Origin of the sequence: Citrobacter sp. C13, from assembly GCF_014596815.2 — a bacterium.
In the GTDB taxonomy this organism is placed as follows: domain Bacteria; phylum Pseudomonadota; class Gammaproteobacteria; order Enterobacterales; family Enterobacteriaceae; genus Citrobacter; species Citrobacter portucalensis.
Genome location: NZ_CP115024.1, coordinates 3,557,548 through 3,582,241, shown reverse-complemented (window position 1 = coordinate 3,582,241; position 24,694 = coordinate 3,557,548). Strand labels below are relative to the sequence as shown.

Here is a 24,694-nt window from a genome sequence, read left to right as displayed (position 1 = left end):
GCAGAAGGTTACTCTTTCGGTTTGAAGCGTAGCAGTCGGTTAGCGTTGCTCACCACAGTAATGGAGGAGAGCGCCATCGCCGCCCCGGCAACGACCGGATTCAGCAGTGTTCCGGTGAACGGCCACAGGATCCCCGCGGCAACGGGAATACCGATGCTGTTATAAATAAACGCGCCGACCAGGTTCTGCTTCATATTACGCAACGTTGCCCGGGAGATAGACAGTGCATCCGCAACGCCCATCAAGCTATGACGCATCAGCGTAATCGCGGCGGTTTCAATCGCCACATCGCTGCCGCCACCCATGGCAATTCCTACATCGGCCTGAGCCAGCGCAGGTGCATCGTTGATACCGTCACCCACCATGGCAACCTGACGCCCCTGGCTTTGCAGACGTTTAATCGCCTCGGCTTTACCGTCCGGCAGAACACCGGCAATCACCTCATCAATACCGGCTTCTTTGGCAATAGCGTTAGCCGTGGTCGGGTTGTCACCGGTAAGCATCACCAGACGATACCCGTTGCGGTGCAGACGCTGAAGTGCTGCCACGCTGTCGCTACGCAGTGGATCACGCACCGCTAACAGCGCCGCCGCTTTACCATCAATCGCCAACAGGACCGGGGTTGAACCCTGGGATGCCTGAGCAGTGATTTCAGCTTCCATTTCAGTGGTATCTACCTGCTGTTCATTAAGCAGCGCCTGGTTGCCCAGCAGCAGCGTATGACCTTCCGTTTCACCACTGACGCCTAAACCGCGCAGCGTACGGAAACCATTGACCTGTGGCAGCGTAACATCACCGGCTTTGTCCAGTATCGCTCTGGCCAGCGGGTGGCTGGACCCCTGTTCAAGGGCTGCTGCCAGACGAATTGCCAGTGCTTCATCGGTGTTGCCAAACGTTTTGATGGCGACAACCTGCGGTTTACCTTCAGTCAATGTCCCGGTTTTATCAAATACGACGGTATCAAGCGTACTGGCGCGCTGCAGCGCATCGGCATCACGTACCAGAACCCCAAACTCAGCGGCACGACCCACACCGGAAATAATCGACATTGGTGTTGCCAGGCCCAGCGCACAAGGGCAGGCAATAATCAGTACGGTAGTGGCAATCACCAGCGTATAAACAATTTGTGGTGCCGGCCCGAAGAAATACCAGATTGCTGCACTTACCAGCGCAATGACTACGACGACCGGAACGAACACTGAGGAGATACGGTCAGCCAGTTTGCCAATCTCCGGTTTACTGCTTTGCGCCTGGCGCACCATACGAATAATACGTGACAGCGTGGTGTGGCTGCCAACGGCACTGGCGCGGAACAGCACGCTGCCGTCTTGTACGACCGTACCGGCGTGGACGCTATCACCTTCGCCTTTTTGTTGCGGAATAGGCTCTCCGGTCAGCATGGCTTCATCCAGCCAGGCTTCGCCCTGAGTGATTTCGCCATCTACCGGAACGCGGTCACCGGTGGTCAGGCGCAGTAACATTCCCGCCTGAACGTCTGCCAGCGGCACGTTCTTTTCACCTTCGTCGGTAACAACACGCGCGGTCGGCGGTGTCAGATCGAGTAATTTTTCCAGTGCTTTGGACGAGCGCTGACGAGCCCGCGCTTCCAGCATGTGCCCGAGGTTAATCAGACCGATAATCATCGCACTGGCTTCATAATAGAGGTGTCGTGCTTCCATCGGGAACCATTGCGGCCAGAGGTTGACGCTCATGGAATAAAGCCATGCCACCCCCGTACCCAGCGCCACCAGCGTATCCATGGTCGCGGTGCCGTTCATCAGGCTTTTCCACGCGTTGCGGTAAAAATGACCGCCCGCGAAAACCATCACGGCAAGCGTTGCCAGACCAATCGTCAGCCACAGGCTACGGTTGTCGGCAGTGACCATCATGTTTTCGCCAATCATTCCCCATACCATGACAGGGATACCCAACAGCAGCGCGACGGCCGCCTGCCAGCGAAAACGTTTCATGGTTGCCACGGCGGTTTCTTGCTGACGCTCGCGGCGCTTAACATCATCTTCAATGGCTTCTGCGCCGTAGCCCGCTTTTTCCACCGCTTTCACTAATTGGTCGGCGGACGCACTGCCCATTACCAGCGCAGTACGTTCCGCCAGGTTTACCCGTGCCTGCGTGACACCCGGTACGCTTTGCAGAGCATCTTGTACGCGGATAACACAGCTGGCGCAGCTCATGCCGTTTAACAGCAACTGTTGGCTGTCATCATCAGCCGTAGCTGCCGGAAGCTCGGAAGGGACCGCTGCCAGTGCTTCCGACGGGATTGATGACTCCGTCAGCGGTTTAGCCTTTGGGTGGCTTAACTCCGCGCCGTAACCGGCTTGTTTGATGGTTTCAATCAGCGCTTCAGCACTGGCGCTCCCGGTGATGTGCGCTTCAGTCACGGTGACATCCGCTTGCTCAACGTCCGGACGTTGTTCCAGACTTTCTTTAACGCGTTTTACGCAGTGACCACAGGACAAGCCGTCCAGGGTTAGATCAATTGTTTGAGACATAACCAACTCCTTTATTGCAGGTTTAACTGACTGTGATAAAGGTTAAACCTTCCATCTAGGGGAAGGTCAAGGGAGTTTTTAGAAAAGGTGCAAAATGGGTGTAAAGAAAGAAAAACGGGAACGCCATGTCAGGACGTTCCCGGTCTGTTATTGATTGAGAACAATAAGCGGCGTTCGATGCTCCGGTTCATTCATCACCGTGAGATCGGCGCCGTACAGTGCATTTAGCGACGATTGCTGCAGAACATCCTGCGGACGACCGTTATCAACTATCCTGCCGTGTTCCATCAATACCACGCGGTCAGCATAGCGCGCCGCAAGGTTGAGATCGTGCAGGACGCAGCAGACGCTAAACTGCCGTTCACGCACCAGACGACGCAGCAGACGAAAAAGATGCTGCTGGTGGTGAATATCCAGGGCGGAGGTAGGCTCATCGAGAAACAACCATTTTGGCCGGGGTTCTGGCTCCCAAAGTTGCACCAGCAGGCGCGCCAGTTGTACCCGCTGTTGTTCTCCTCCCGACAGATGCCGGTAATCGCGCGCGGCCAGCGCCTGGCAGTCACACAACGTCATGATGTGCTCCGTTTCATCGCCCGTGTTGCGCGTACGATACGGATGCCTGCCCATGCGGATGACCTCCTGCACGCTAAACGGGAAGGCCATATGACTGTTCTGGCGCATCACGGCACGGGTTTTTGCCAGTTCGGTGATTGACCACTCGTTCAGCGGCTTGCCAAACAAGCTACAACGCCCGCTGTGGGGTTGCAGATAGCCCGTAAGCTGGCGGAGAAGCGTCGATTTTCCTGCCCCATTCGGGCCAAGAATCGCGATGATTTCTCCATCAGGTAGCGTCAGGGAAACGTCATCGGTCAGTCGTCTGCCCTGAATGTGGTAGACCAGATTTTCAGCGACGATCATGACATCCTCCGGCTACGCAGTATTAACCACAGAAAATACGGTCCACCGATCAGGCTGGTTAACAGGCCAACGGGCATTTCGGCAGGCTGAACAAGTGTGCGGGCCAGCGTGTCGGCAATCAGCAGTAAACAGGCGCCGGCCAGCGCAGAGCAGGGAATCAACCAGCGATGATCGGCGCCGGTAGTCATTCTGATCAGATGCGGGATCACAAGGCCAATAAAGCCAATCACGCCGCTGACGGAAACGGCTGCGCCAACCAGGAGTGAGCTGAGCAACAGTAACTGCTGGCGCTTACGTTTGACGTTTACGCCGAGGTAATGCGCCTCTTCATCACCCAACTGCAGCAAATTAAGCGTTCCCGCCATACAGACGGTGACTGCAATGGCTGGAAGAACAAACGTGCTGGCAACCAGCAGCGTTGGCCACTGGGCCTGGCCGAGATTCCCCATCATCCACAGCGTAAGTTGGCGTAGCTGCTGTTCGTCGCCCACATAGCTCAGCACGCCAATAGCCGAACCGCACAGAGCATTGATAGCGATACCTGCTAACAGCAGTTGCATCATTCCACCGTGGTTATGACGCTGGCTTATCAGGAAAATAATCGTGCAGACCACCATGCTGCCCGCGATGGCAAAAATCATCTGCTCATACAGCACCAGCACTACGGGGAATGAAAAGGGGATAACTATCGCGATGCCAACCATCAGCGCGGAGCCGCTGCTGACGCCGAGCAGGCCGGGATCGGCCATCGGATTGCGAAAAAGTCCCTGCATGATGACACCCGCCGTAGCCAGTGCAGCACCGACCAGAACGGCCAGCAGCACGCGGGGCAGGCGAATGTTCAACCAGATATCACGGTATTCGTCGTTGAACAGGGCGCTGAAGCTAATGTTCAACGCCCCCTGACTGGCACCGAACAGCATCAGAGCGACCAGCAAGAGAGAAAGGCCCGTCAGAATGCTGACGGAAGAAAGCGAGTCCTTAAGCACGCAACGCTCCATAACGTCTTTGCGGCGCGAAGTTTCCGCGCCGCGAGGGGTTTACGCGGGTTTCAGTCCCGGCTCAACCAAACTGTAAATCTGGTTTTTGAGTGCCGGTGCCGTGGCCAGTTCGTGAATGTGCCTGGCAACATCTGCGCGCATCACAAAGCCATGACACTCCTCGGCCTGTATGCGTTGCGCCAGGCCTGTGGCTTCACCGTTCAGCAAACCGCCGGGGCGGAGAATGGCGTAGTCCAGTTGACTGGTTTGTAGCCAGCTTTCAGCCAATGATTTTTCCCGTACGGCCTGGCCAAATGCGGCCCTGGCGCGTGGGGACAAAAAGGGCCAACTGTCGCCACAGCCCAGAGAGGTAACCAGAATCATGCGTTTGATCTCAGCTTTTTCTGCTTCATCAATGACGGTTCTGTGCGCCAGATAATCCTGGGCACCGCCCATGGAGGAGATCACCGTGGCATGCTGACCCGCTGCGCGACAGGCGCAGGCGGTGACCTGGCTGTCGCAGGCGTCGCCAATAAAAACCTGCACACCTTTTTCCTGCAGCCCGGCAGCAACCTGGGGATTGCGAACGACAGCAATCACCGGACGATGCTCCGCCAGTGCGAGCTCCAGCGTTTTCGCGCCGACGCCGCTTCCACCTGCACCAAAAATAAGCCATGGAGCCATCAGGCATGTTCCTTTAAAGATGAAGACAACGCGTGAAAGGCGCTGACCTGTTCGGCCAGTAGCTGTCGATGCTCATCGCGACCGAGGAAAATTTTGAACATAGCGCTACCCGCCTGGTTGAAGAAGAGAATTGACGCGGTGTCCATTCCCATAAATTTGCGTTCAATCAGAGCAATATGCGTGCAGTTTTCTGCCTTGATATGCCCGGTCATGCCTTTTTTGCCGCGCAGGTTGAAGTAACCGTGGCGGTGGAATCCGGAAGGTAATTCACCGGTGAATTCCAGAATGACATCAGCAGTATGGACCAGGGTGGTGACTTTGCCCCATTCGCAGACGGTTTCCCAGACGGTATCAAATTGACTGCCGGAAACCAGCGTTGGGGAAGGGAGGTTTTTCACCACCTCCAGCAATGTAGTGTTGTACTGGGCTGCGATAGCTTCCAGCGTACCGTCCGGCTCAGTTTTCAAAAAATCCTGTAAAGAGACATGGCTCATTATTCACTCCTTTTATGGTTGCTCTACCGCAATGCGCGGCGCGTTAAGTGCCTGAATCAGTTCATCAAGAGACTGCAAAATATTGCTCGCCCAAAAACGCCCTTCATTGGTCAGGCGTACACAGGTGCTGGCATCTCGCGTCAGTCCTGCGTGATGCCATTGGGTCAGTAGCGGGGCCAGTTTTTGTGCATGAGGCGTCAGTTCATCCAGCGGAACGCGGGCCGTCTCAATACCGGCCTGGAGGGTGTGTCGCCACTGGAAACCACGCTCGGCTGTGCGCATTATCATCATTAGCGGTTTTTTTCCGGCGGCGATAGATTCATGCCATGTATTCAGGTTGCGCTCGACCATCCAGGAATAGCCATTGACTGACCCTCCTGCGCCAGAGCCGAATGCCAGACAGTCTGCACCCTGTTTAATCAGCAGGTTGTACAGATTGCGTTCCCGTGTGGTACGCGCCCAGTGGCTGTTGCTGATGCAGTGCCAGCCCGCGCTGTCCATGAAATCGCAGCCCTGAAGATAGAGATCGCGGCGTTCGGCGGGAGAGGGAACGGTTGTGCGCCCGGTTTCAACTGCTTTGCCAAGCGGTGTATTAGGGATCAGATTCAGCGCATAAAGATCTACGCCGTCGAGGCCGATGTCGCGAGCAATCGCCAGATCCTCGCCCCACAGTTTTGCGTCTTGTCCTGGCAGACCAAATAGCAGATCGCACACCACGGCGGCACGATCCCGTTTTACCAGTCCCTGCATAAAGGCCGTTGCGGTCGGGCCGTCCGAAGTACGCGCCATTTTCTTGCGGATCCGGCTGTTAAAAGACTGAATACCGATCGAAAATCGATTGGCGCCAGCGTCAAGGCAGGCATCGATTCGCGCATCGTCAAAATTGAGCACTCGCCCCTCAATGGTGATTTCGCAGTCCGACGCCAGCGGTAGCTTGTCACGCAGCACGGTGATGATTCTGGCCAGGTCCTGTGCAGACAACGCAGAAGGCGTACCGCCGCCAAAATAGACGGCGTGAATGGGGGCTGACTGGTGTAATGCGCTATCAGCTTCCATCTCTATTTCGCGCAACAGCGCGTTGGTGTAGCGGGCGCAGTTGTCTTCTTCAAACCGGTTTTGATAAAAACCGCAGAAAGTACAATGTGTTGCACAAAAAGGGATATGCAAGTACACCAGCCGTTTACGTGGCGGGGTTGGCTGGCTGATGACCTCCTGCCAGGTTTGTGACAAAAGCTCTTTGGCAACCGGGATCGCCCCACGCCAGGGCATCGTGGCGCGGCGATCCTTAAATGGCTGACTTCCCTCGAGCGCAAAATACGCGGTGAGATCCAGCGAGTGTTCAGTTTTCATTCTTCTTAATAAATCCAGTTAGTGAGGCCAGAATTGCTGGTGCAGGGCTTCAACCGCATCGGTGACGCGAGGTCCCATCCCCAGAATCAGCGCCTGGTCTACTGCCACAATGCGCTGATTTTTCCAGGCCGCAGTGTGGGTAATACCGGCAATCGCGCTCAGGCGAGCCAGACCGCCATCGACCATTTGCGACGTCACCACGATCACCTCCGGGTTGGCGGCGATCAGTGACTCCGCGCTGTAGCTTTTATACTGCGCATGGGTGGCGACATTTTGTGCGCCTGCGAGGGTCATAATGGCATCGGCAACGCTGCCTTTTCCGGCGATCTGAGGTGCGCTGCCGCCAGCAGAGAGAATGAACATCGCTTTGACCGGCGCGTTTTTCGCCGCCACGCTGCGCTTAATACGCTCCAGACGTTGCTGTAGGCGATTGACTAACGCCTCACCTTGGTCAGGAATGTGCAGTGTTGTAGCCAGTTCTCGAATGTTGGCGTACATCTGTTCTACGGTGGCCGGTACGCGCGGCAACGTCACGACGTTAACCTTTTGCGCCCGCAACTGATCCAACACGATTTGGGGACCTGCATCCTGCCAGGTGATAAAGCTGTCCGGATGGAGCGACAAAATGCCCTCGCTGCTTAGCTGCTTCCAGTAGCCGATATGCGGGAGTGCGGCAGTTTCGGGCGGATATGAGGTGGTTTCATCAACGCCAACCACCCGGTTGCCGACGCCCATGGCGTATACCAGTTCGCTAAGCGAGCCGCCCGCCACCACCAGGCGGTCGGCGGACTGGGCACTGAAAACGCAGGCGAGGCTCAGTAAGCCAATCATGAGTTTTTTCATCGTCAGAAATTCCACGCAAAGCCAACGGCGGCATTGAAACCAGCATCTGGAATAGATTCATGTGCGGTTCTGTAACGCTTATCGGTCAGGTTGTTGAGCGCGAGGTTGACCTGATACTGGTCCTGCGGACCGAACTCGGTGTTGAATGCGAGGTTAAGTGTGGCCCAGCCAGGGTAGTTGATTTCCGTGGAGCCGGTATTATCTTTAGCGCTGGACGCCGCGCGGATAAAGGCATCGGACGTCACGTTAGCGACATTCATCAACCAGGTATGTTTCAGGCCGACGCGCCCGGTCAGCGTGGGCTCGCCGGTATCCCAGGTTTTTAGGGTATTGCCTTCGTACTGACGGCGAATGAGATTACCGCTCAGGTAAGGTGAAACCGCCCAGCCGTTGTATTCTGCGGTGAGTTCCATGCCCCAGGTTTTGGCCCGATCGATGTTTTCGTAGTAGTAATAGCCACCCCGTGAAGAGGTGGTATTACCGCTGCAAACGGGTTGGCCTGAACAGGCCAGGCTGGCGATATAGTCTTTGGCTTCGGAGTAATAAATGGCGCCGTCAATCAGCCACATATTCCCTTTATACCGTGCGCCCAGCTCATAGTTATTCGAGTGTTCCGCCTTCAGGTTTGGGTTGCCGTAGGTCACGCTTCCGCCTGCGGACGTCTGCATAAACAACTGAGTCAGCGTGGGGAAAACATAGCCCTGGGCATACGCTGCCCGGAGTTCAAGATCTTTAAAACCGGAATAACGCAGGCTGGTTGAGGTCACTAGTTCATCATCGTGTACTGAATTTCCTCCGGTGGATTGCCAGGTATTGCCGCTGCTTTGCAGGGTTTGCGTATCGTTGCGATTGAGCTTCGAAGACAGCCAGTACTGGCGTGCGCCTACGGTCCAGGTCCAGTCATCGGCAAAGCGCCAGTCGTTTTGCGCGAATAATGAGGTGTTGCTTTGCTCCGCTTCGTTGTATGACAGGGTGCGGGTTTGCGTATCGAAGAAGCCGGTAGCCGCGGTCTGGCGTGTACTGCCGTCCGTGTCCTGTTTGATTTTGTCATGCTGATATTGAGTGCCAATCACCAGCTCGTTGTTCGCGGGAAGGGAGAAATTGCCCTGCAGCGTTACCCCCTGGGTATACTGTTTGTCGTTGGTATTGGTTTGATTGTTTATCGTCAGCGCTTTAATCGCCGGGCTGGGAATTACCTGGGTGGTTTTGACCCGGTTTTCAAATTTGCGCTCTATTGTCTGGCTGTATGCGTCAACATGGATTTTCTTCAGGTAATCCCCGTCAGCCGCATAGTCGTAGAAAAGACCGATTTTCTCTCGTTCCAGCTTAGGTATTTTGACGCTAAAGTCGTCGAACTGGCCCTCTGGATCGTCAAACCAGGTTTGAGTAGACAGTTTGTAACGATCGAGCGAGAGTCCGATTTTATGGCGATCGAAGTTGTAGCCCAGCCACACGCCCTGGCCGTTATTACGGAAGTTGGTGTCAGGCAATCTTCCGTCAGGCGTATCGCGGTCCCCCTGGTCGGAGTAGCTGCCATTGATGCGGTAGTCAAAGTTTCCGATGCTGCCCCAGGCTGCCGCTGATTCTTCCCATCCTGCCGTTGCGGAGTTATAAACGGCCTTAATGCTGCCGCCGAGAGGCTTATCGCCGCCTTTTTTCGTAATAAAATTCACGACGCCGCCAATCGCCTGCGAACCGTAGAGGACAGAGTAGGGGCCTTTGACCACTTCAATACGCTCCAGCGCGGATTCGTCAATCAGCAAACCGGCCCCGTAGTTTTGCCCGGCACGTTGGTAGCTGACGACCTGGCCGTCGATCAAAATCAGCACCCGCGAAGAGGCTTCGCCACGGATACGAATTTGTTTCCGGCCAGCGAGGGCGTTATCGGTGACTTCGACGCCGGGAATATCTTGTAAATCATCAGCTATAGAAACGCTGGTGGAGTTTTGCAGCGTCTGGCGATCGATAACCTGAATAGTTGCCGGGCTATCCCAGAGACTACTTTCAGAGCGGTTAGCCGTGACGATCACCGTATCATCATCGGGCGTTGAAGCGTGTGTTGTAGAGGTAGCTGCAGAAGCAGCGCCGGACATGCATAATGTCAGGGCTGAAAGAATAAATGGCCTTTGGTTAATCCGTGGCAACATAAGAGAACCTTTATTGAATGTAAATGATCATCATTATCATTCGCATTTGTATATAAAAATGTTTCCCTTTGTTCAATATGAAAGATGTATAACCAATATATCTTTTGATTTGAGTCAATTTTGTACGGTCAATAAATACTGAAATGTGATCTGTATCGGGTATAACAATGTGAATAGAAAGGATTTATTCATCTCTTTATTGACTTAAAATGTGCAGATTTCTCGGGTAAATGATTACGGCAATCTGGGCTATAATGTGGCTCAGCACCAACAAGCACCGCGGGGGAAATGTGAATATTAGCGATGTTGCGAAAAAAACCGGTTTAACCAGCAAAGCCATTCGCTTTTATGAAGAGAAAGGACTGGTGACGCCGCCGCTGCGTAGTGACAATGGCTATCGCACTTACAACCAACAGCATCTGAATGAACTGACGTTGCTGCGTCAGGCGCGGCAGGTTGGGTTTAACCTGGAAGAGTGCGGCGAGCTGGTAAACCTGTTTAACGATCCGGCGCGTCATAGCGCGGATGTGAAAAAGCGCACCCTGGAAAAGGTGGCGGATATTGAGCGGCATATCAGAGAATTGCAGGCCATGCGCTTGCATTTGCTGGCGCTGGCAGACAGTTGCCCCGGCGATGACAGTGCCGAATGCCCAATCATTGATAATCTCTCAGGCTGCTGCCATCACAAAGCCAAGGCTTAACGGCGAGAGGGATTGAGCATAAACACCACCGTGCCGCGATACCACGGGGATTTCTCAAGCTGCGCTTCAGCCTGTGGATCACGGTTACCGTTTTGCACCAGTCCCAGCTTGAATGGAATGCGCAGGTGGCTGAGCGCGGGCAAATACGCCTGATAATTCGTCACCGTGTGACGCCCCTGATAGCTTTGCACCACCAGTTCATCGACCGCCAACGCGTTCAGTGTGGCGACATCGCCCGTTTTTGCCCAATCCAGTAGTCCGGTTACGCCTAGCGCAAACTCGGTCGGGAGCTGTTGGCGTAGTTGCTGCAGAAAGCGGGCGTAGTCGGCAAGCTGATGGGTCGCCGCGTCAAAATCAACCTGCAGGCCGATGACGTGATTCCCGGCGGTCTGCCAGCGCTGCATCAACCGGATGATACGCGCCGGGATCTCTTCCGGCACGTCGAGGGTTGTAAAGCGTACGGTCAGCCAGATTGAGGGAAAAGACAGACGACTGACCGGCAAACCGAGACGCTGGAAAACCACGTTACCGGAACGAATCAGAACTTCTCCCTGATGCAGATAGACCGTTTGCGCGTTTTTCAGCTCGTCACTGGCCTTCACTCCGGACCACAGCCAGAAGGCTGAATGTTCACGGGCGGCGACGATATCCGCCGCCTGTGCCTGGCCCAGCAGCAGTGCGGTTACCAGTAATATTTGAGTTTTTGCGCCCACGGACTTCCCGGATACTGCGTTTTCAGTTGGGTGAACCAGCCCTTACGCTGCAGTTTATCCACGTCTTCACCGCCACATTCGTTAGCGCCTGACGGCGCATAACACATGATGGCGCGATACAGCGCGAAGCTCCTATCTTCGACTTCCGCGGTGGGCGAGGTGATTACCTGCTGGTAGTAACTCTGTCTGTCGAACTGGCCCAACGGTTTCTTGCGCGAGATAGCTGATTCAAGCACGTCGTTGCCAGCGCTGTTTTTCCACAGATCAACATGTGTTTGCGTGGTGCGGAAGAATTCGCCCAGGCAGTTCAGCGCGTGAGCATCATCCGCTTTTTTGCTCAATACCGTTACCGTTTCATTGAGGCTGCGACACGTATAGCCCGCCTGCGCCGTGTCGCCATTCCAGTCGAATATGCTCAGGTTAACGTCAGCAAACGCTTCGCTAATGACCGGAGGCGTAATTGCGCTGGCCAGTTTTCTGTCATTCAGCCAGTCGCTAAAGCGGTTTTCAGTAAGATCCCGCACCAGCAGCGTATGCAGCGCAATGGTACGCTCTTCGTTATTAGGACCGTGGGCGGCCTGCTGGCGCAGCAGTTCTGGCGTGGCCTGTGTTTTCAGCACCTGCGAGCGAAAGCGCAGGTTGGTCACAGCGCTTTCTGGGGCAAAAATTGCCTCCACGTCGCCGCTATACACCAGCGTGGCGGCCAGTTTGGCCTGTACATACTGCTGCTGTTCGTTGTCCTGACTAAGTTTTAGCAACTGCTGCCAGAAATCGCGCGCCTCGGCCCATTTCTTCTGACCCATTAGTGCTTCGCCGTAAAGTACCTGTTCGCTGAAGGCGAGAGTATCGTGAGCGGCAAGCTTCTGCGCTGGCGTAACTGCCTGAATAATCGCGGCGTAGTTGCCCGTCGCCAGCCACAGATTCAGTTGCAGATCGCGCCACAGCGCCAGTTTTTGGCTCTGTTCAAACACCGGTTTGCTGGCATCGAGCTGTGCCTGCGTCAGCGTCGGTTTGCTGTTGTTATCCAGGCGCAACGCGCGTAGTAGTTCGATATAGCTGACTCGCGGCGCGTCGGGGAAGGCCTCAACGACGGACTGGTCGTAGAACGCCATGCCATAGACATTATCGTATTCGATGACATTTTCGCGCAGTTGATGTGCGTCAGCCGACTGCTGAAGCGTCTGTTCATACAACCCGGCTAACTGCGGCCACGCCTGTAAATACCAGTTAATCCGGCGCAACATGCTGCGCGCTGAGTCGGCGTAGAGTCCTTGAGGAAAACGCTGCAAATAGGCCTGCGCCAGCGTCTGAGCCTGAGTAGCGTCCTCGTGGTTAATTTTCGCGATATCAAAATCGCCGTACTCGCCCACGCTGTTCTGACTGCTCTTGTTCAACGCAGTGCGCATCAGCATGTATTGCGCGGTCTCTGCCAGCCACGGACGATCGCTTTTGGCAAGCTGAGCGAAATCCCGTTCGGCACTGGCATAATCACCGGCATAGAAACTGGCGGCTGCTGCCAGATAGCTTTTATAGGGCAGAGCAGGAGAATCTGCCGGGAAGGTAGCAAGAGAAGACTCAATTTGCTCGCGGGTTGCTCCGGAAAGCAGTCCTGTACGCGCCTGGGCTAAGGCCTGACGCTGTTCCGCCGTTAACGTGGAATCGGCCAACAGCGCGGCAAAAAACGCGCTGACGCTCTCGGTGTTATTCGAAACATGGCGGTTCTCAAGCTCAGCGTCGTTGATGTTTATTTCGTCGGCGCTAATGTTCAGCTCGGCCATCTGTTGGGAGAGAGGGCTGTCTGCGGCGGATGCCGGAGCAGCGGCTGGCTGCGGGGCAGCCTCATCCCACTGCGGGTGATAGGCAAAATAGAAATCACGGGAGCGGGTGATGTCTGCGGGCATTGATTGCACCGGCAGAGCAAATGATTTTTCCTGGCTCAGCAGCCGCAGCAGGTTGTCACGGCTGTCGTTTTCAGGGTTAAAGGTCGGCGTTCCCTTTAGTAGACAGCTGTCGTCGCTCCATTTGCAGTCTTCCATATCGAACGAAGCGAATGCCTGCGGGGCGGCGGTCAGCAATGTGCAAAGGGCAAAGGCAAGGGGTGTCTTCCTGACCATAGTCTTATTTCCTGTCTCTTTAGTGTGATACCGCTTTTATAATCAGGGTGATTCCCTCAACGGCAATGACTTCAACCTGCGTTCCGGCGCTCAAATCGTCACGGGCGCTAACGGGCCAGGAACTGTCGCCGACGCGCATATGTCCGCGACCATTGACCAGGGGGGTTTCCAGAATAAATCGACGGCCAACCAGCTGTTGTCCGCGCTGGTTAAGATGGCTGTCGGCTGGCTTTTGCTCCTGAACGCGCCTTGCCAGCCACTTCCACCACAGCCAGGCCGCCAGCAGGGTGAGGGCGGCGAACATCGCCCCCTGCCACGCCCAGTCTAGCGGAACGAGCCAGACGACAAGACCGGTAATCACCGCAGCCACGCCGCTCCACAGCAGATAGCCGTTGCCGCCCAGCATCTCGGCGGCGAGTAGCAAACCGCCGAGGCTGAGCCAGAAGATGTGCGGGTGCACCAGAATCATCGCTATCATGATTTTTTCCGCTCGCTGGCGCTGTCCTTAACCAGTTCGGCGATCCCGGCAATGGAGCCCATCAGGCTACTGGCATCCAGTGGCATCATCACCACTTTGCTGTTATTCGACGAGCCGATATGCTGCAGCGCTTCGGTGTATTTCTGTGCCACGAAGTAGTTCACGGCCTGAATATCCCCGGCGGCAATGGCCTCAGACACCATCTGCGTGGCGCGGGCTTCTGCTTCTGCGGAACGTTCACGCGCTTCAGCCTGTAAAAATGCGGACTGACGTTCACCTTCCGCAATGAGGATTTTCGATTGCTTCTCACCTTCGGCCTTAACGATTTCTGCCTGACGGATCCCTTCGGCTTCAAGAATGTAGGCGCGCTTGGTACGTTCGGCTTTCATTTGCGCGTTCATGGCGTCGATAAGTTCTGCAGGAGGACGCACGTCGCGAATCTCAATACGGGTGATTTTTATTCCCCAGGGATTGGTGGCCTCATCAACGATATGCAGCAGGCGCGTGTTGATGTTGTCGCGCTGGGAGAGCATTTCATCGAGCTCCATCGAGCCGAGAACAGTACGAATGTTGGTCATGGTCAGGTTGATGATCGCCAGTTCCAGGTTGCTGACTTCATACGCGGCTTTCGGCGCGTCGATCACCTGAATAAAGCACACAGCATCAATCGAGACGTTGGCGTTATCTTTGGAGATGACTTCCTGAGAGGGGATATCAAGCACCTGTTCCATCATATTGATCTTACGACCAATGCGGTCCATGAACGGTACAACAAGGCTTAAACCCGGTTGCAGGGTTTTGGTGTAACGGCCAAAACGCTCTACCGTCCACTGATATCCCTGCGGGACGATTTTGACGCCTGCGCCGACGATCACCAGCGCGACAAAAATAAGAATAGGAATAAAAATGAGCATTGATGAAACCTCCTGTTGTGCTGTCCTTTACTGCCTCATTAGTCAAATTATACCCGATTTATCAAGGTGAGCTCCCCTATAATAAATTACAGGGATATACCCGTCATACTTCAAGTTGCATGTGCGTTAGCTGCGTTACTCGGCCCATCCCTGGGCCTCGCCCCTGCGGGGCCGCTGTAAGCAGCGCTCAAATTTGCTCCCGGCAGATTTGTCGCTCACCCCAGTCACATAGTTAACTATGCTCCCGGAGGTTCACTCACTTGCCGCCGTCATGCAACTCGAATTATTTTGGGTATACACTGTCTGCACGAAAGATGTAAAAAGGGATTGGTAATGGAAGAAAGCAGCATTCTGCTTCAGTTAAAAAATGTCGCGTGGCAGGCAGGGGCGACGCAGGTTCTTAATAACATCTGTTTTGATCTCCGCGCCGGAGAATTTAAGCTGATTACCGGCCAGTCCGGCTGTGGTAAAAGTACGTTACTCAAGATTGTGGCGTCGTTAATAAGTCCGACTGGTGGTGAGATTCTCTTTGAGGGCAAAGAGATAAATACCCTCAAGCCGGAAACGTATCGCCAGCAGGTCTCTTATTGCGCGCAAACGCCCGCTTTGTTTGGTGACACCGTTTACGACAATCTCATTTTCCCCTGGCAAATCCGCAACAAAAGTCCGGATCCAGATGTGTTTCTGGCCGATCTGGCCCGCTTTGAGTTACCCGAGACGATCCTCAAAAAAAATATCAATGAGCTATCCGGCGGCGAAAAGCAGCGGGTCTCGTTAATTCGTAATTTGCAGTTTCTGCCGAAAATTCTGCTGCTTGATGAAATCACCAGCGCGCTGGATGAAGCCAACAAGCGTAATGTGAACGAATTAATTCACCACTATGTTCGCGATAAGAATATTGCTGTGCTGTGGGTGACGCATGACAAAGATGAAATTGAACATGCGGATAACGTCATAACCCTTCAACCGCACGCCGGTGAAATGCAGGAAGTAAGCAATGAACGAGCATAATATTACCAATGAATCCCTGGCATTAGCGATGATGCTGGTGGTGGTCGCGATACTGATTAGCAACAAAGAAAAGCTGGCGCTGGAAAAAGATATTCTCTGGAGCGTGTGCCGGGCAGTGGTTCAGCTTATTATCGTAGGCTACGTGCTGAAATATATTTTCGGCGTCAACCATAGCATTCTGACCTTATTGATGGTGCTGTTTATCTGCTTTAACGCGGCCTATAACGCGCAAAAACGCAGTAAATATATAGATAACGCTTTTCTCTCGTCGTTTATTGCTATTACGGTGGGAGCGGGGCTAACGCTTTCGGTGCTGGTTCTTTCAGGCTCTATCGAGTTCACGCCGATGCAGGTCATCCCGATCTCCGGCATGATTGCAGGCAATGCGATGGTGGCCGTGGGGCTGTGTTACAACAATTTGGGGCAGCGATTTAACAGCGAGCAGCAGCAAATTCAGGAAAAACTCAGCCTCGGCGCAACGCCGAAAGTAGCCTCTGCGCCGCTTATTCGCGACAGCATTCGCGCCTCGCTGATCCCGACGATCGATTCAGCGAAAACCGTGGGGCTGGTGAGTTTACCGGGGATGATGTCAGGATTGATCTTTGCAGGTATTGACCCGGTAAAAGCAATTAAGTATCAGATTATGGTGACGTTTATGCTGCTATCAACCGCCAGCCTGTCGACCATTATTGCCTGCTACTTAACTTATCGAAAATTCTATAATTCGCGCCACCAATTAGTTGTAACGCATTTGAAAAAGACGTGATGTGATGCCGGAGGGATCGGTATTTGTCGAATTTACAGGCCCGATAAGCGCGCAGGCGCTATCGGGCAAAATCAAATGGATTAGTACAGCAGCGCGTACAGCTGGCGGCGGTACTTCGAGGCCAGCGCATCGCCCGTACCCAGTGCGGCAAGGATCTCCTGGAAGGTCTTACGTGCCTGACCATCGGCAGCCGTAAGATCTTTCTTCAGGTGGCTGAACAGTAATTCCAGTGATTCTTCGTTACGTCCGACCTGGTGTAACTGAATAGCCAACTGCGTTGCCAGTGCCGCATCCTGCGGATTGTTGGCGACCTGCTGCTGCAACTGTTGGATTTCCGGCGTATCAGCTGCCTGTTTCAGCAGTTCAATCTGCGCGATCAGCCCCTGATAGCGGGTGTCCTGATCCTGCAACGGAATGGTTTTCAGTACCGCTTCGGCTTCATCAGAACGGTTCAGGGCGATTTGTGTTTCCGCCAGTAGCAGACCAATTTCGCTGCTCTGGTTGGAGATCTGCCAGGCTTCTTTCAGCAACGGCAGTGCATCCGCGTGATTACCGGCTTCGATGAATTCGATAGCCTGGCGTGCTTTCAGCTCTTCTTCGCTCGGCAGCACTTTCTCCAGCAGCGCGCGAATAACCTCTTCCGGCTGCGGGCCCTGGAATCCATCTACCGGCTGGCCGTTCTGGAACAGATAAACCGTAGGGATCGCGCGCAGACCAAACTGGGAGGCGATCATCTGCTCGGCATCGCAGTCCAGCTTAGCGAGAATAAACTGACCGTTATACTGGGCGGCAAGGCTCTCCAGTACCGGCGTTAATTGCAGACAATGCTGGCTGCGCTCAGACCAAAAATAGAACAGGACCGGCGTGGTCATCGACTGTTCAAGGGTCTGCTGTAGGTTCGATTCGTTAATGTTAACAATATTCTGTGTGGACATGGAGTTACTCTCTTTTGTCGATTTCTTGTTACATGGGGGCTGACGCGCGTGCTTCAACTCAACCCTGTAAAATTTTGTCCATTATGCGACCTGGTAACAGGCGTTTAAGCAGCATCACTGCCCAGGTCACCAGCGTAACCGGATAACGTAGCTTTGGTTTATCGCTCTCAAACGCATGACGCACTTTGGCGACAACCGCTTCTGGTCCCAGCGTAAAACGCGCGGCAATGCCGGGATTTTCAACGGGAGCATCGCTCTGGGTCTGGTTGACGTTTTCGGTAAAGCGGGTACGGATGGGGCCGGGTTCAATCAGACTGACCTTAATCCCGCTATGGCGCAGTTCCATACGCAGTGCGTCGGACCAGGCTTCCAGTGCATATTTGCTGGCGGCATAGGCGCCGCGTCCCGGCGTTGAGATCAATCCCATCACCGATGAGGTCATCACAATGCGCCCTTCGCCGTGGGGTAACATGGCAGGTAACAGGCGCATGGTAAGCTGATGTGCGCCAAAAAAGTTGGCGGAGAACTGCTGTTCCATCTGTTCACGGCTGATGGTGGGCAGTGGACCATAGACACCGTATCCGGCGTTGTTAAAGATCCCATATAAACGATTATCGGTCAGGGCGATCACTTCATCGGCGGCACGATCCACGCTTTCGGGTGAATCCAGATCCAGCAACACGCCCGTGAATCCCATGCTGTTCATACGCGCGACATCGTCAGGTTTGCGACAGCCTGCCAGAATTTGAAAACCCTGGCGCTTTAGCTCAAGCGCACTTTCCAGGCCGATTCCGCTGGAACATCCTGTTATTAAGACCGATTTTTGCATAACTTTACCTGTCAGGATCTCCGTTGTTTTATGAGTCGTGATTTACTATATCCGTCATACTTCAAGTTGTCTGTGCGTTGGCTACGCTCGCTCCCCCCAGTCACATAGTTATCTATGCTCCTGGGAACTCTCTCACTTGCCGCCTTCATACAACTCGAATTATTTAGGATAGAAAAGGTGTGAGATGTTGCGCCATCCAGTCGGCGATAAACGGCTGGGCATCACGGTTAGGATGAATACCGTCATCCTGCATCCACTGGGGTTTCAGATAAACCTCTTCCATGAAAAATGGCAGCAGAGGAACATCAAACTCTTTGGCGAGCTTTGGATAAATCGCGCTAAAGGTTTCATTATAACGGCGACCGTAGTTTGCCGGCAGACGAATTTGCATCAGCAGTGGTTCGGCATTTGCCGCTTTCACGTCCTGCAAAATTGTTCGCAGGGTTTGTTCGGTTTGCGCAGGCGCAAAGCCGCGCAGGCCGTCGTTGCCGCCAAGTTCGACCAGCACCCAGCGCGGCTGGTGCTGCTTGAGCAATGCAGGCAGACGGGCCAGACCTTGCTGCGAGGTGTCGCCGCTAATACTGGCATTCACCACCGGCGTTCTGGTTTGCCATTTATCATTAAGTAGCGCAGGCCACGCGGCGCTGGCGGACATACGGTATCCGGCGCTCAGGCTGTCACCCAGAATTAATAACGTGTCCGCAGCGGCGGCGCGGAAAGTTAACAGGACCAGGAACAGGAAAGGCCAATGCCAGCGGAAAACATTGTTGAAGTTCATCATCTTAAGAAATCCGTCGGTCAGGGTGATCATGAGCTATCCATCCTTACCGGAGTTGAACTGGTTGTCAAACGCGCCGAGACCATTGCGTTGATTGGCGAGTCGGGATCGGGGAAATCCACGCTGCTGGCGATTCTCGCCGGGCTGGACGATGGCACCAGCGGTGAAGTCAGTCTGGTGGGGCAGGCGCTGCACACCATGGACGAAGAAGCCCGGGCGCAGCTGCGGGCGCGGCACGTGGGTTTTGTCTTCCAGTCATTCATGTTAATTCCGACCCTCAACGCGCTGGAAAACGTCGAACTACCCGCGCTGCTACGCGGCGAAAACAGCGGAAAAAGTCGTGACGGGGCAAAAACGCTGCTGGAGCAACTGGGGTTGGGAAAACGTCTTGATCATCTTCCGGCCCAGCTTTCCGGCGGGGAGCAGCAGCGCGTGGCGTTGGCGCGGGCCTTTAACGGTCGCCCTGACGTGCTGTTTGCCGATGAACCAACGGGCAATCTGGACCGCCAGACCGGAGACAAAATCGCCGACCTGCTGTTTTCTCTGAATCGGGAACACGGTACCACCCTGATTCTGGTGACCCATGACCCGCAGTTGGCGGCGCGTTGCGATCGGCGTTTACGCCTGGTGAACGGACAGTTGCAGGAGGAGGCATGATTGCACGCTGGTTCTGGCGCGAATGGCGCTCGCCTTCATTACTGATTGTCTGGCTGGCGCTGAGCCTGGCGGTAGCTTGTGTGCTGGCGCTGGGCAATATCAGCGATCGTATGGAAAAAGGGCTGAGCCAGCAAAGCCGGGAGTTTATGGCGGGCGATCGGTCGCTACAAAGTTCGCGTACTGTGCCGAAAGCGTGGATTGACGAGGCGCGACAGCGTGGCCTGAAGGTGGGTGAACAACTCACCTTTGCCACCATGACTTTTGCCCGGGATACGCCGCAACTGGCGAACGTCAAAGCGGTGGATGATGTGTATCCGATGTACGGCACGTTGCAGACCAATCCGCCGGGGCTGAAACCACAGCCGGGCTCGGTGCTGCTGGCCCCGCGACTGATGGCGCTGCTCAACTTAAAAGTCGGTGATTCCATCGACGTTGGCGATGCCACGCTGCGTATTGCCGGGGAGGTGGTGCAGGAGCCGGACTCTGGTTTTAATCCGTTCCAGATAGCACCGCGTCTGATGATGAACATGGCGGATGTCGAAAAAACGGCGGCGGTCCAGCCGGGAAGTCGCGTGACCTGGCGCTATAAATTTGGCGGGACGCCGTCGCAACTGGAAGCCTATGAAAAGTGGCTGCTGCCACAGTTAAAGCCTGAACAGCGCTGGTATGGGCTGGAGCAGGATGAAGGGGCGCTGGGGAAATCACTTGAGCGTTCGCAACAGTTCTTGCTGCTGTCGGCGCTGTTAACGCTGTTACTGGCGGTCGCCGCGGTTGCCGTGGCGATGAGCCATTATTGCCGCAGCCGTTACGATCTGGTGGCTATTCTGAAAACGCTCGGTGCGGGCAGAGCGCAACTGCGTAGGCTGATTGTTGGTCAATGGCTGATGGTGCTGGCGCTGTCTGGCGTGACCGGCGGACTATTCGGGCTGTTATTTGAGCGCGTGCTGGTGCTGCTGCTCAAGCCGGTTCTGCCCGGAGAACTACCGCCTGCCAGCCCCTGGCCGTGGCTATGGGCACTAGGCACCATGACGGTGATTTCGCTCTTGGTGGGGTTACGCCCTTACCGCCTACTGCTGGCGACGCAGCCGCTGCGGGTGCTACGCCGTGACGTGGTGGCAAACGTCTGGCCGCTGAAGTTTTATTTGCCGGTGGTCGTGATAGTCGTGATTGCACTGCTTGCTGGACTGATGGGCGGAAGTCCGCTGCTGTGGGCGGTACTGGCTGGTGCGGTGGTACTGGCGCTGTTGTGCGGGGTGCTCGGCTGGATGCTGCTCAACGTTCTGCGTGGTCTGACGCTCTCCTCACTGCCGCTGCGTTTGGCGGTCAGTCGACTGTTACGCCAGCCGTGGTCAACGCTCAGCCAGCTATCGGCATTTTCGCTTTCCTTTATGCTGCTGGCGTTGTTACTGGTGCTGCGCGGCGATCTGCTCGACCGCTGGCAGCAGCAAATGCCGCCGGAAAGTCCGAACTATTTTCTGATCAACATTGCCACCGAGCAGGTGGTTCCGCTGAAGGCTTTCCTGTCCGAGCATCAGGTGATCCCGGAATCGTTCTATCCGATTGTGCGGGCGCGTCTGACGGCGATCAATGAGAAGCCGACCGAAGGCAATCAGGATGAGGCGCTGAACCGCGAGCTTAATCTTACCTGGCAGGATACCCGACCGGATCATAACCCGATAACCGCCGGAAGCTGGCCGCCAAAAGCGGGCGAAGTGTCGATGGAAGAGGGGTTAGCGAAACGGCTGAACGTCAAACTCGGCGATCGAGTGACCTTTATGGGCGACACCCAGGATTTCAGCGCCACGGTCAGCAGTCTGCGCAAAGTGGACTGGGAAAGCCTGCGGCCCAACTTCTTCTTTATCTTCCCCTCCGGCGCGCTGGATGCTCAGCCGCAAAGCTGGTTAACCAGCTTTCGCTGGGAGAACAGCAACGGCATGCTAACGCAGCTTAACCGCGAATTCCCGACCATCAGCCTGCTGGATATTGGCGCCATCCTCAAACAGGTGAGCCAGGTGCTGGATCAGGTGAGCCGCGCACTGGAGGTGATGGTGGTACTGGTCACCGCCTGTGGCATGCTGCTGCTATTGGCGCAGGTCCAGGTCGGGATGCGTCAGCGTCATCAGGAACTGGTGGTCTGGCGCACGCTGGGCGCGGGTAAGAAGCTGCTGCGTACCACGCTGTGGTGCGAGTTTGCCATGCTCGGAATGGTTGCCGGACTGGTGGCGGCCATCGGCGCGGAAACCGCATTGGCGGTACTGCAAACCAAAGTGTTTGATTTCCCGTGGGAGCCAGACTGGCGACTGTGGGCCGTGTTGCCGCTTTGTGGGGCATTGTTGCTCTCTTTATGCGGCGGATGGCTCGGTTCACGTTTGCTAAAAGGCAAAGCGCTGTTCCGTCAGTTCAGTAGCTAATTCATATCCGTGATGATTACGCACCGGTTTTTTAAATCGGTGCGTTTTTTTATCTATGCAGCACAAATTGATAACTCGTTGATATTTAACAGCACAGAACAATAAAAACCCGACAACACGAGTGTATTAATAAACGTTAATATTTGTACGCTGAATAATTGGCAGGCTATCTATCAAGGTACAAATAATGACTATAAAAAAAACGGCGCTGGCGGTATCGATCGGCGCAGCAGTGGCATTAACGACTTTCGCCTCCCAGGCGGAAATCACGGTCCTGAAACAAGATCCGCAGGCGGGCAACCCGCTGAGTCGTCTTAACTTCACCGTCGGCGGGAGTATTCGTCCGCAGTTCCAGAATATGACCGGTGACGATGGTAAGAATGGCTACAAACGTAATGGCTTCGATGGCGGTACACGTTTCCGCTTCGCCGCTGATTATTATCTGTTTGATGACATCAGTTGGGTGAGCTACTACGAGCTGGGCGTTAACTTCCCGGCGATGTTCAACTGGGATAACCACTACGCTGACGGTGCCAACGATACCACGCGTCGTATGTTGTACACCGGTCTGAAGAGCGCAACCTGGGGTACGCTGACCTTCGGTCAACAGAACAGCATTTACTATGATGTAGTCGGTGCGAAAACCGATATCTGGGACTACGACATGATCGGTCAGGCACCAGGTAACGGTATCAATGGCGACTATGACGGTTCCTACCGTACGCGTAAATCGTTGAAGTATAAGAAAACGGTTGGCGATGTTGATCTCTACGCGTCTTACCTGTTTAGCGATGATTACAACCCGAACAACGGCCTGCGCTACAAGCGTAAAGGCGGTGGCTCGCTGGGTGCGGATTATCACATCACCGATGACCTGACCTGGGGTACGGCGTGGAACTACACCCGCGCGGAAATGCGTGGTAACACCAGCAAAACCTACGATCAAAACATCGTCGGTACTGCGCTGAGCTGGAAACCGGACAACTGGACCTTCTCGCTGGGCGGCGGTTGGTATCAAAACTTCATGACCACCAAAAAAGTCTCTGTTAACGACTACTTTGCCGGTGATGCCTGGGGTCTGGAATACTTCGCGGGATACACCTTCCCGGTTGGCCAGTATGCGCTGAAATCCGTTCAGCCTTACTTTATGGGCGACCGTATTGAGTACGTGAATGGCCGTAACTACCTGCGTACCGACAACGGCGTGGGGATCAGCTTCCAGCTGGATTACGGTTTCCGTGTTGACTACGAACACGTCTTTACCTCCAGCACCGACAATCTGGGCGATATGAACCTGGTGCGTCTGCGTTACGATTTCTAATCGACGCCTGCCGCCCGATGCGCTTGCGCTTATCGGGCCTAAGAAAGCTGTTGTAGGCCGGATAAGGCACTTGTGCCGACATCCGGCTTTTTCATACCTTCTTTCATTTAAAAACATACTCTGCAACATCATGAAATAATTTCAAGGACAGCAGGTTGTGATCTGTGTCATGTTAACAATCAGCCTGTTAACAGGCCAACAAGAACAACGCCGCAAGAACGGCGTGAGACATGACACCACAACGTTAAAATGGAGAGAATATGGGATTGCGTCAGAGTTTACGCGTCGCGACCGGGGCGCTGTTACTGGCCTGTGGATTACAGTTTGCTCATGCGAACAGTGACCCGCACACAATCGTGTTTGGCGTCGCGCCTGGGCCATACGGTGATATGGTGAAACAGGCCATTGCCCCCACGCTGAAAGAGAAAGGCTATAAGGTAGTGGTGCGCGAATTCAGCGATTACGTGCAGCCAAACATGGCGCTCTCCAACGGCAGCATTGATGCTAACCTGTTCCAGCATTCGCTCTATTTTGACAAATTCACCGCAGATAAAGGCCTGAAGCTGAGCAAGCTGATTGTGGTCCCGACGGCAGGGATGGGGTTTTACTCACATAAAATCAAAAGCCTGGATGAGTTGAAAAAAGGAGATGTGATCACGCTCTCCAACGATCCCACCAACCTGGCTCGCGGTCTGCGTTTCCTGCAGTCTATTGGCCTTATCACCATCAAAGACAATATTGATCCAACTAAAGCCTCCGAGCGCGATATCGCCAGCAACCCGAAAGGGCTGGTGTTTAAACCGCTGGAGGCGGCACAGCTGCCACGTACGCTGGACGGTGTGACCGGTGCGCTGGTCAACGGCAACTTTGCCGTAGCGGCAAAACTGGATCTCGCCAGCGCCATCAAGCAGGAACATCTGGACGAAAATCTGAAAAATATCATCGCGGTACGCAGTGAAGATGCGGATAAACCGTTCGCCAAAGATATTGTCGAGGCGGTGAAATCTCCGGCGTATCGTGCGGTGATCGACGATCCGCAAAATATCTACAGCGCCTTCCAGAAACCGGAATGGATGTCGGCAGCCCAATAATCGCTGCGCACAAGGGTTAACAGGGGCAGCGACGACTGCCCTTTTCGCA

General features: G+C 54.6%; 22 protein-coding genes. 7 read left to right on the top strand and 15 right to left on the bottom strand.

Annotated elements, in window-relative coordinates; translation table 11 throughout:
* Window positions 1-8 precede the first annotated feature (8 nt).
* The 8 genes from copA to IB222_RS17185 all read right to left on the bottom strand — a co-directional run bounded on the left by copA (window position 9) and on the right by IB222_RS17185 (window position 9,926).
* On the bottom strand, window positions 9-2,510 hold the full coding sequence (gene copA, locus IB222_RS17220; protein ID WP_032942557.1) for a copper-exporting P-type ATPase CopA: 2,502 nt from the start codon (window positions 2,508-2,510) through the stop codon (window positions 9-11).
* Window positions 2,511-2,657: 147 nt separating this feature from the next.
* Window positions 2,658-3,428: a heme ABC transporter ATP-binding protein gene (locus IB222_RS17215; RefSeq protein WP_149384082.1), complete on the bottom strand. Its 771-nt coding sequence runs from the start codon at window positions 3,426-3,428 to the stop codon at window positions 2,658-2,660.
* On the bottom strand, window positions 3,425-4,417 hold the full coding sequence (locus IB222_RS17210) for an iron ABC transporter permease (RefSeq protein WP_223145825.1): 993 nt from the start codon (window positions 4,415-4,417) through the stop codon (window positions 3,425-3,427). The genes IB222_RS17215 and IB222_RS17210 overlap by 4 nt, the downstream gene beginning before the upstream one ends.
* A gap of 51 nt (window positions 4,418-4,468) precedes the next feature.
* Window positions 4,469-5,092 (bottom strand): anaerobilin reductase, encoded by a 624-nt coding sequence (gene chuY, locus IB222_RS17205; protein WP_149384084.1) that lies wholly within the window; start codon window positions 5,090-5,092, stop codon window positions 4,469-4,471.
* Window positions 5,092-5,586 (bottom strand): heme utilization cystosolic carrier protein HutX, encoded by a 495-nt coding sequence (gene hutX / locus IB222_RS17200; RefSeq protein WP_079938344.1) that lies wholly within the window; start codon window positions 5,584-5,586, stop codon window positions 5,092-5,094. The genes chuY and hutX overlap by 1 nt, the downstream gene beginning before the upstream one ends.
* A 12-nt stretch (window positions 5,587-5,598) precedes the next feature.
* Entirely contained in the window at window positions 5,599-6,936 is a 1,338-nt protein-coding gene (gene hutW / locus IB222_RS17195) for a heme anaerobic degradation radical SAM methyltransferase ChuW/HutW (protein WP_149384085.1), read from the bottom strand.
* Between the two features lie 18 nt (window positions 6,937-6,954).
* On the bottom strand, window positions 6,955-7,779 hold the full coding sequence (locus IB222_RS17190) for an ABC transporter substrate-binding protein (protein WP_149384086.1): 825 nt from the start codon (window positions 7,777-7,779) through the stop codon (window positions 6,955-6,957).
* Between the two features lie 2 nt (window positions 7,780-7,781).
* The gene (locus IB222_RS17185) at window positions 7,782-9,926 is read right to left on the bottom strand and encodes a TonB-dependent receptor (protein WP_149384087.1); all 2,145 of its coding nucleotides are present in this window, start codon (window positions 9,924-9,926) and stop codon (window positions 7,782-7,784) included.
* 290 nt (window positions 9,927-10,216) lie between these two features.
* Here IB222_RS17185 and cueR point away from each other — a divergent pair, with 290 nt between their 5' ends.
* Window positions 10,217-10,627, top strand: coding sequence for a Cu(I)-responsive transcriptional regulator (cueR, locus tag IB222_RS17180; protein WP_079938421.1), 411 nt, complete (start codon window positions 10,217-10,219; stop codon window positions 10,625-10,627).
* Here cueR and IB222_RS17175 read toward each other — a convergent pair.
* From IB222_RS17175 to IB222_RS17160, 4 genes are read right to left on the bottom strand one after another with little or no spacing between them, the layout of a single operon-like run.
* Entirely contained in the window at window positions 10,624-11,340 is a 717-nt protein-coding gene (locus tag IB222_RS17175) for a DUF3142 domain-containing protein (RefSeq protein WP_149384088.1), read from the bottom strand. The genes cueR and IB222_RS17175 overlap by 4 nt on opposite strands.
* A complete protein-coding gene (locus IB222_RS17170) occupies window positions 11,310-13,454 on the bottom strand; it encodes a hypothetical protein (RefSeq protein WP_149384089.1) in 2,145 nt (714 codons plus the stop codon). Before IB222_RS17170 ends, IB222_RS17175 begins: the two co-directional genes overlap by 31 nt.
* Window positions 13,455-13,473: 19 nt before the next feature.
* Complete coding sequence (locus IB222_RS17165; protein ID WP_149384090.1) at window positions 13,474-13,932, bottom strand: NfeD family protein; 459 nt, start codon at window positions 13,930-13,932, stop codon at window positions 13,474-13,476.
* Window positions 13,929-14,846, bottom strand: a complete 918-nt coding sequence (locus IB222_RS17160) for an SPFH domain-containing protein (protein WP_003831073.1) — start codon at window positions 14,844-14,846, stop codon at window positions 13,929-13,931. Before IB222_RS17160 ends, IB222_RS17165 begins: the two co-directional genes overlap by 4 nt.
* 333 nt (window positions 14,847-15,179) lie before the next feature.
* Between IB222_RS17160 and fetA the strand changes: the two genes are divergently transcribed.
* Both fetA and fetB read left to right on the top strand, forming a co-directional pair.
* Window positions 15,180-15,857, top strand: a complete 678-nt coding sequence (fetA, locus tag IB222_RS17155; RefSeq protein WP_003831074.1) for an iron ABC transporter ATP-binding protein FetA — start codon at window positions 15,180-15,182, stop codon at window positions 15,855-15,857.
* On the top strand, window positions 15,844-16,623 hold the full coding sequence (gene fetB / locus IB222_RS17150) for an iron export ABC transporter permease subunit FetB (protein ID WP_038638405.1): 780 nt from the start codon (window positions 15,844-15,846) through the stop codon (window positions 16,621-16,623). Before fetA ends, fetB begins: the two co-directional genes overlap by 14 nt.
* An 80-nt stretch (window positions 16,624-16,703) precedes the next feature.
* Here fetB and IB222_RS17145 read toward each other — a convergent pair whose 3' ends face one another.
* From IB222_RS17145 to tesA, 3 genes are all read right to left on the bottom strand, one after another.
* Window positions 16,704-17,558 (bottom strand): co-chaperone YbbN, encoded by an 855-nt coding sequence (locus IB222_RS17145; protein ID WP_003831076.1) that lies wholly within the window; start codon window positions 17,556-17,558, stop codon window positions 16,704-16,706.
* Window positions 17,559-17,616: 58 nt separating this feature from the next.
* The gene (locus tag IB222_RS17140; protein WP_003835790.1) at window positions 17,617-18,387 is read right to left on the bottom strand and encodes an SDR family oxidoreductase; all 771 of its coding nucleotides are present in this window, start codon (window positions 18,385-18,387) and stop codon (window positions 17,617-17,619) included.
* A 163-nt stretch (window positions 18,388-18,550) separates the two neighbouring features.
* A complete protein-coding gene (tesA, locus tag IB222_RS17135) occupies window positions 18,551-19,168 on the bottom strand; it encodes a multifunctional acyl-CoA thioesterase I/protease I/lysophospholipase L1 (RefSeq protein ID WP_197718048.1) in 618 nt (205 codons plus the stop codon).
* Between tesA and ybbA the strand changes: the two genes are divergently transcribed.
* From ybbA to IB222_RS17115, 4 genes are all read left to right on the top strand, one after another.
* Window positions 19,136-19,822 carry a putative ABC transporter ATP-binding protein YbbA gene (gene ybbA / locus IB222_RS17130; RefSeq protein WP_008783992.1) on the top strand — a complete coding sequence of 229 codons (687 nt, stop codon included), beginning with the start codon at window positions 19,136-19,138 and terminating at the stop codon, window positions 19,820-19,822. The genes tesA and ybbA overlap by 33 nt on opposite strands.
* Window positions 19,819-22,233 carry a putative ABC transporter permease subunit YbbP gene (gene ybbP / locus IB222_RS17125; RefSeq protein ID WP_148362318.1) on the top strand — a complete coding sequence of 805 codons (2,415 nt, stop codon included), beginning with the start codon at window positions 19,819-19,821 and terminating at the stop codon, window positions 22,231-22,233. Before ybbA ends, ybbP begins: the two co-directional genes overlap by 4 nt.
* Before the next feature lie 187 nt (window positions 22,234-22,420).
* Window positions 22,421-23,554, top strand: coding sequence for a porin (locus tag IB222_RS17120; protein WP_148362317.1), 1,134 nt, complete (start codon window positions 22,421-22,423; stop codon window positions 23,552-23,554).
* 260 nt (window positions 23,555-23,814) lie between these two features.
* Window positions 23,815-24,645 carry a MetQ/NlpA family ABC transporter substrate-binding protein gene (locus IB222_RS17115; protein WP_003021862.1) on the top strand — a complete coding sequence of 277 codons (831 nt, stop codon included), beginning with the start codon at window positions 23,815-23,817 and terminating at the stop codon, window positions 24,643-24,645.
* The last annotated feature ends 49 nt before the right edge of the window (window positions 24,646-24,694 follow it).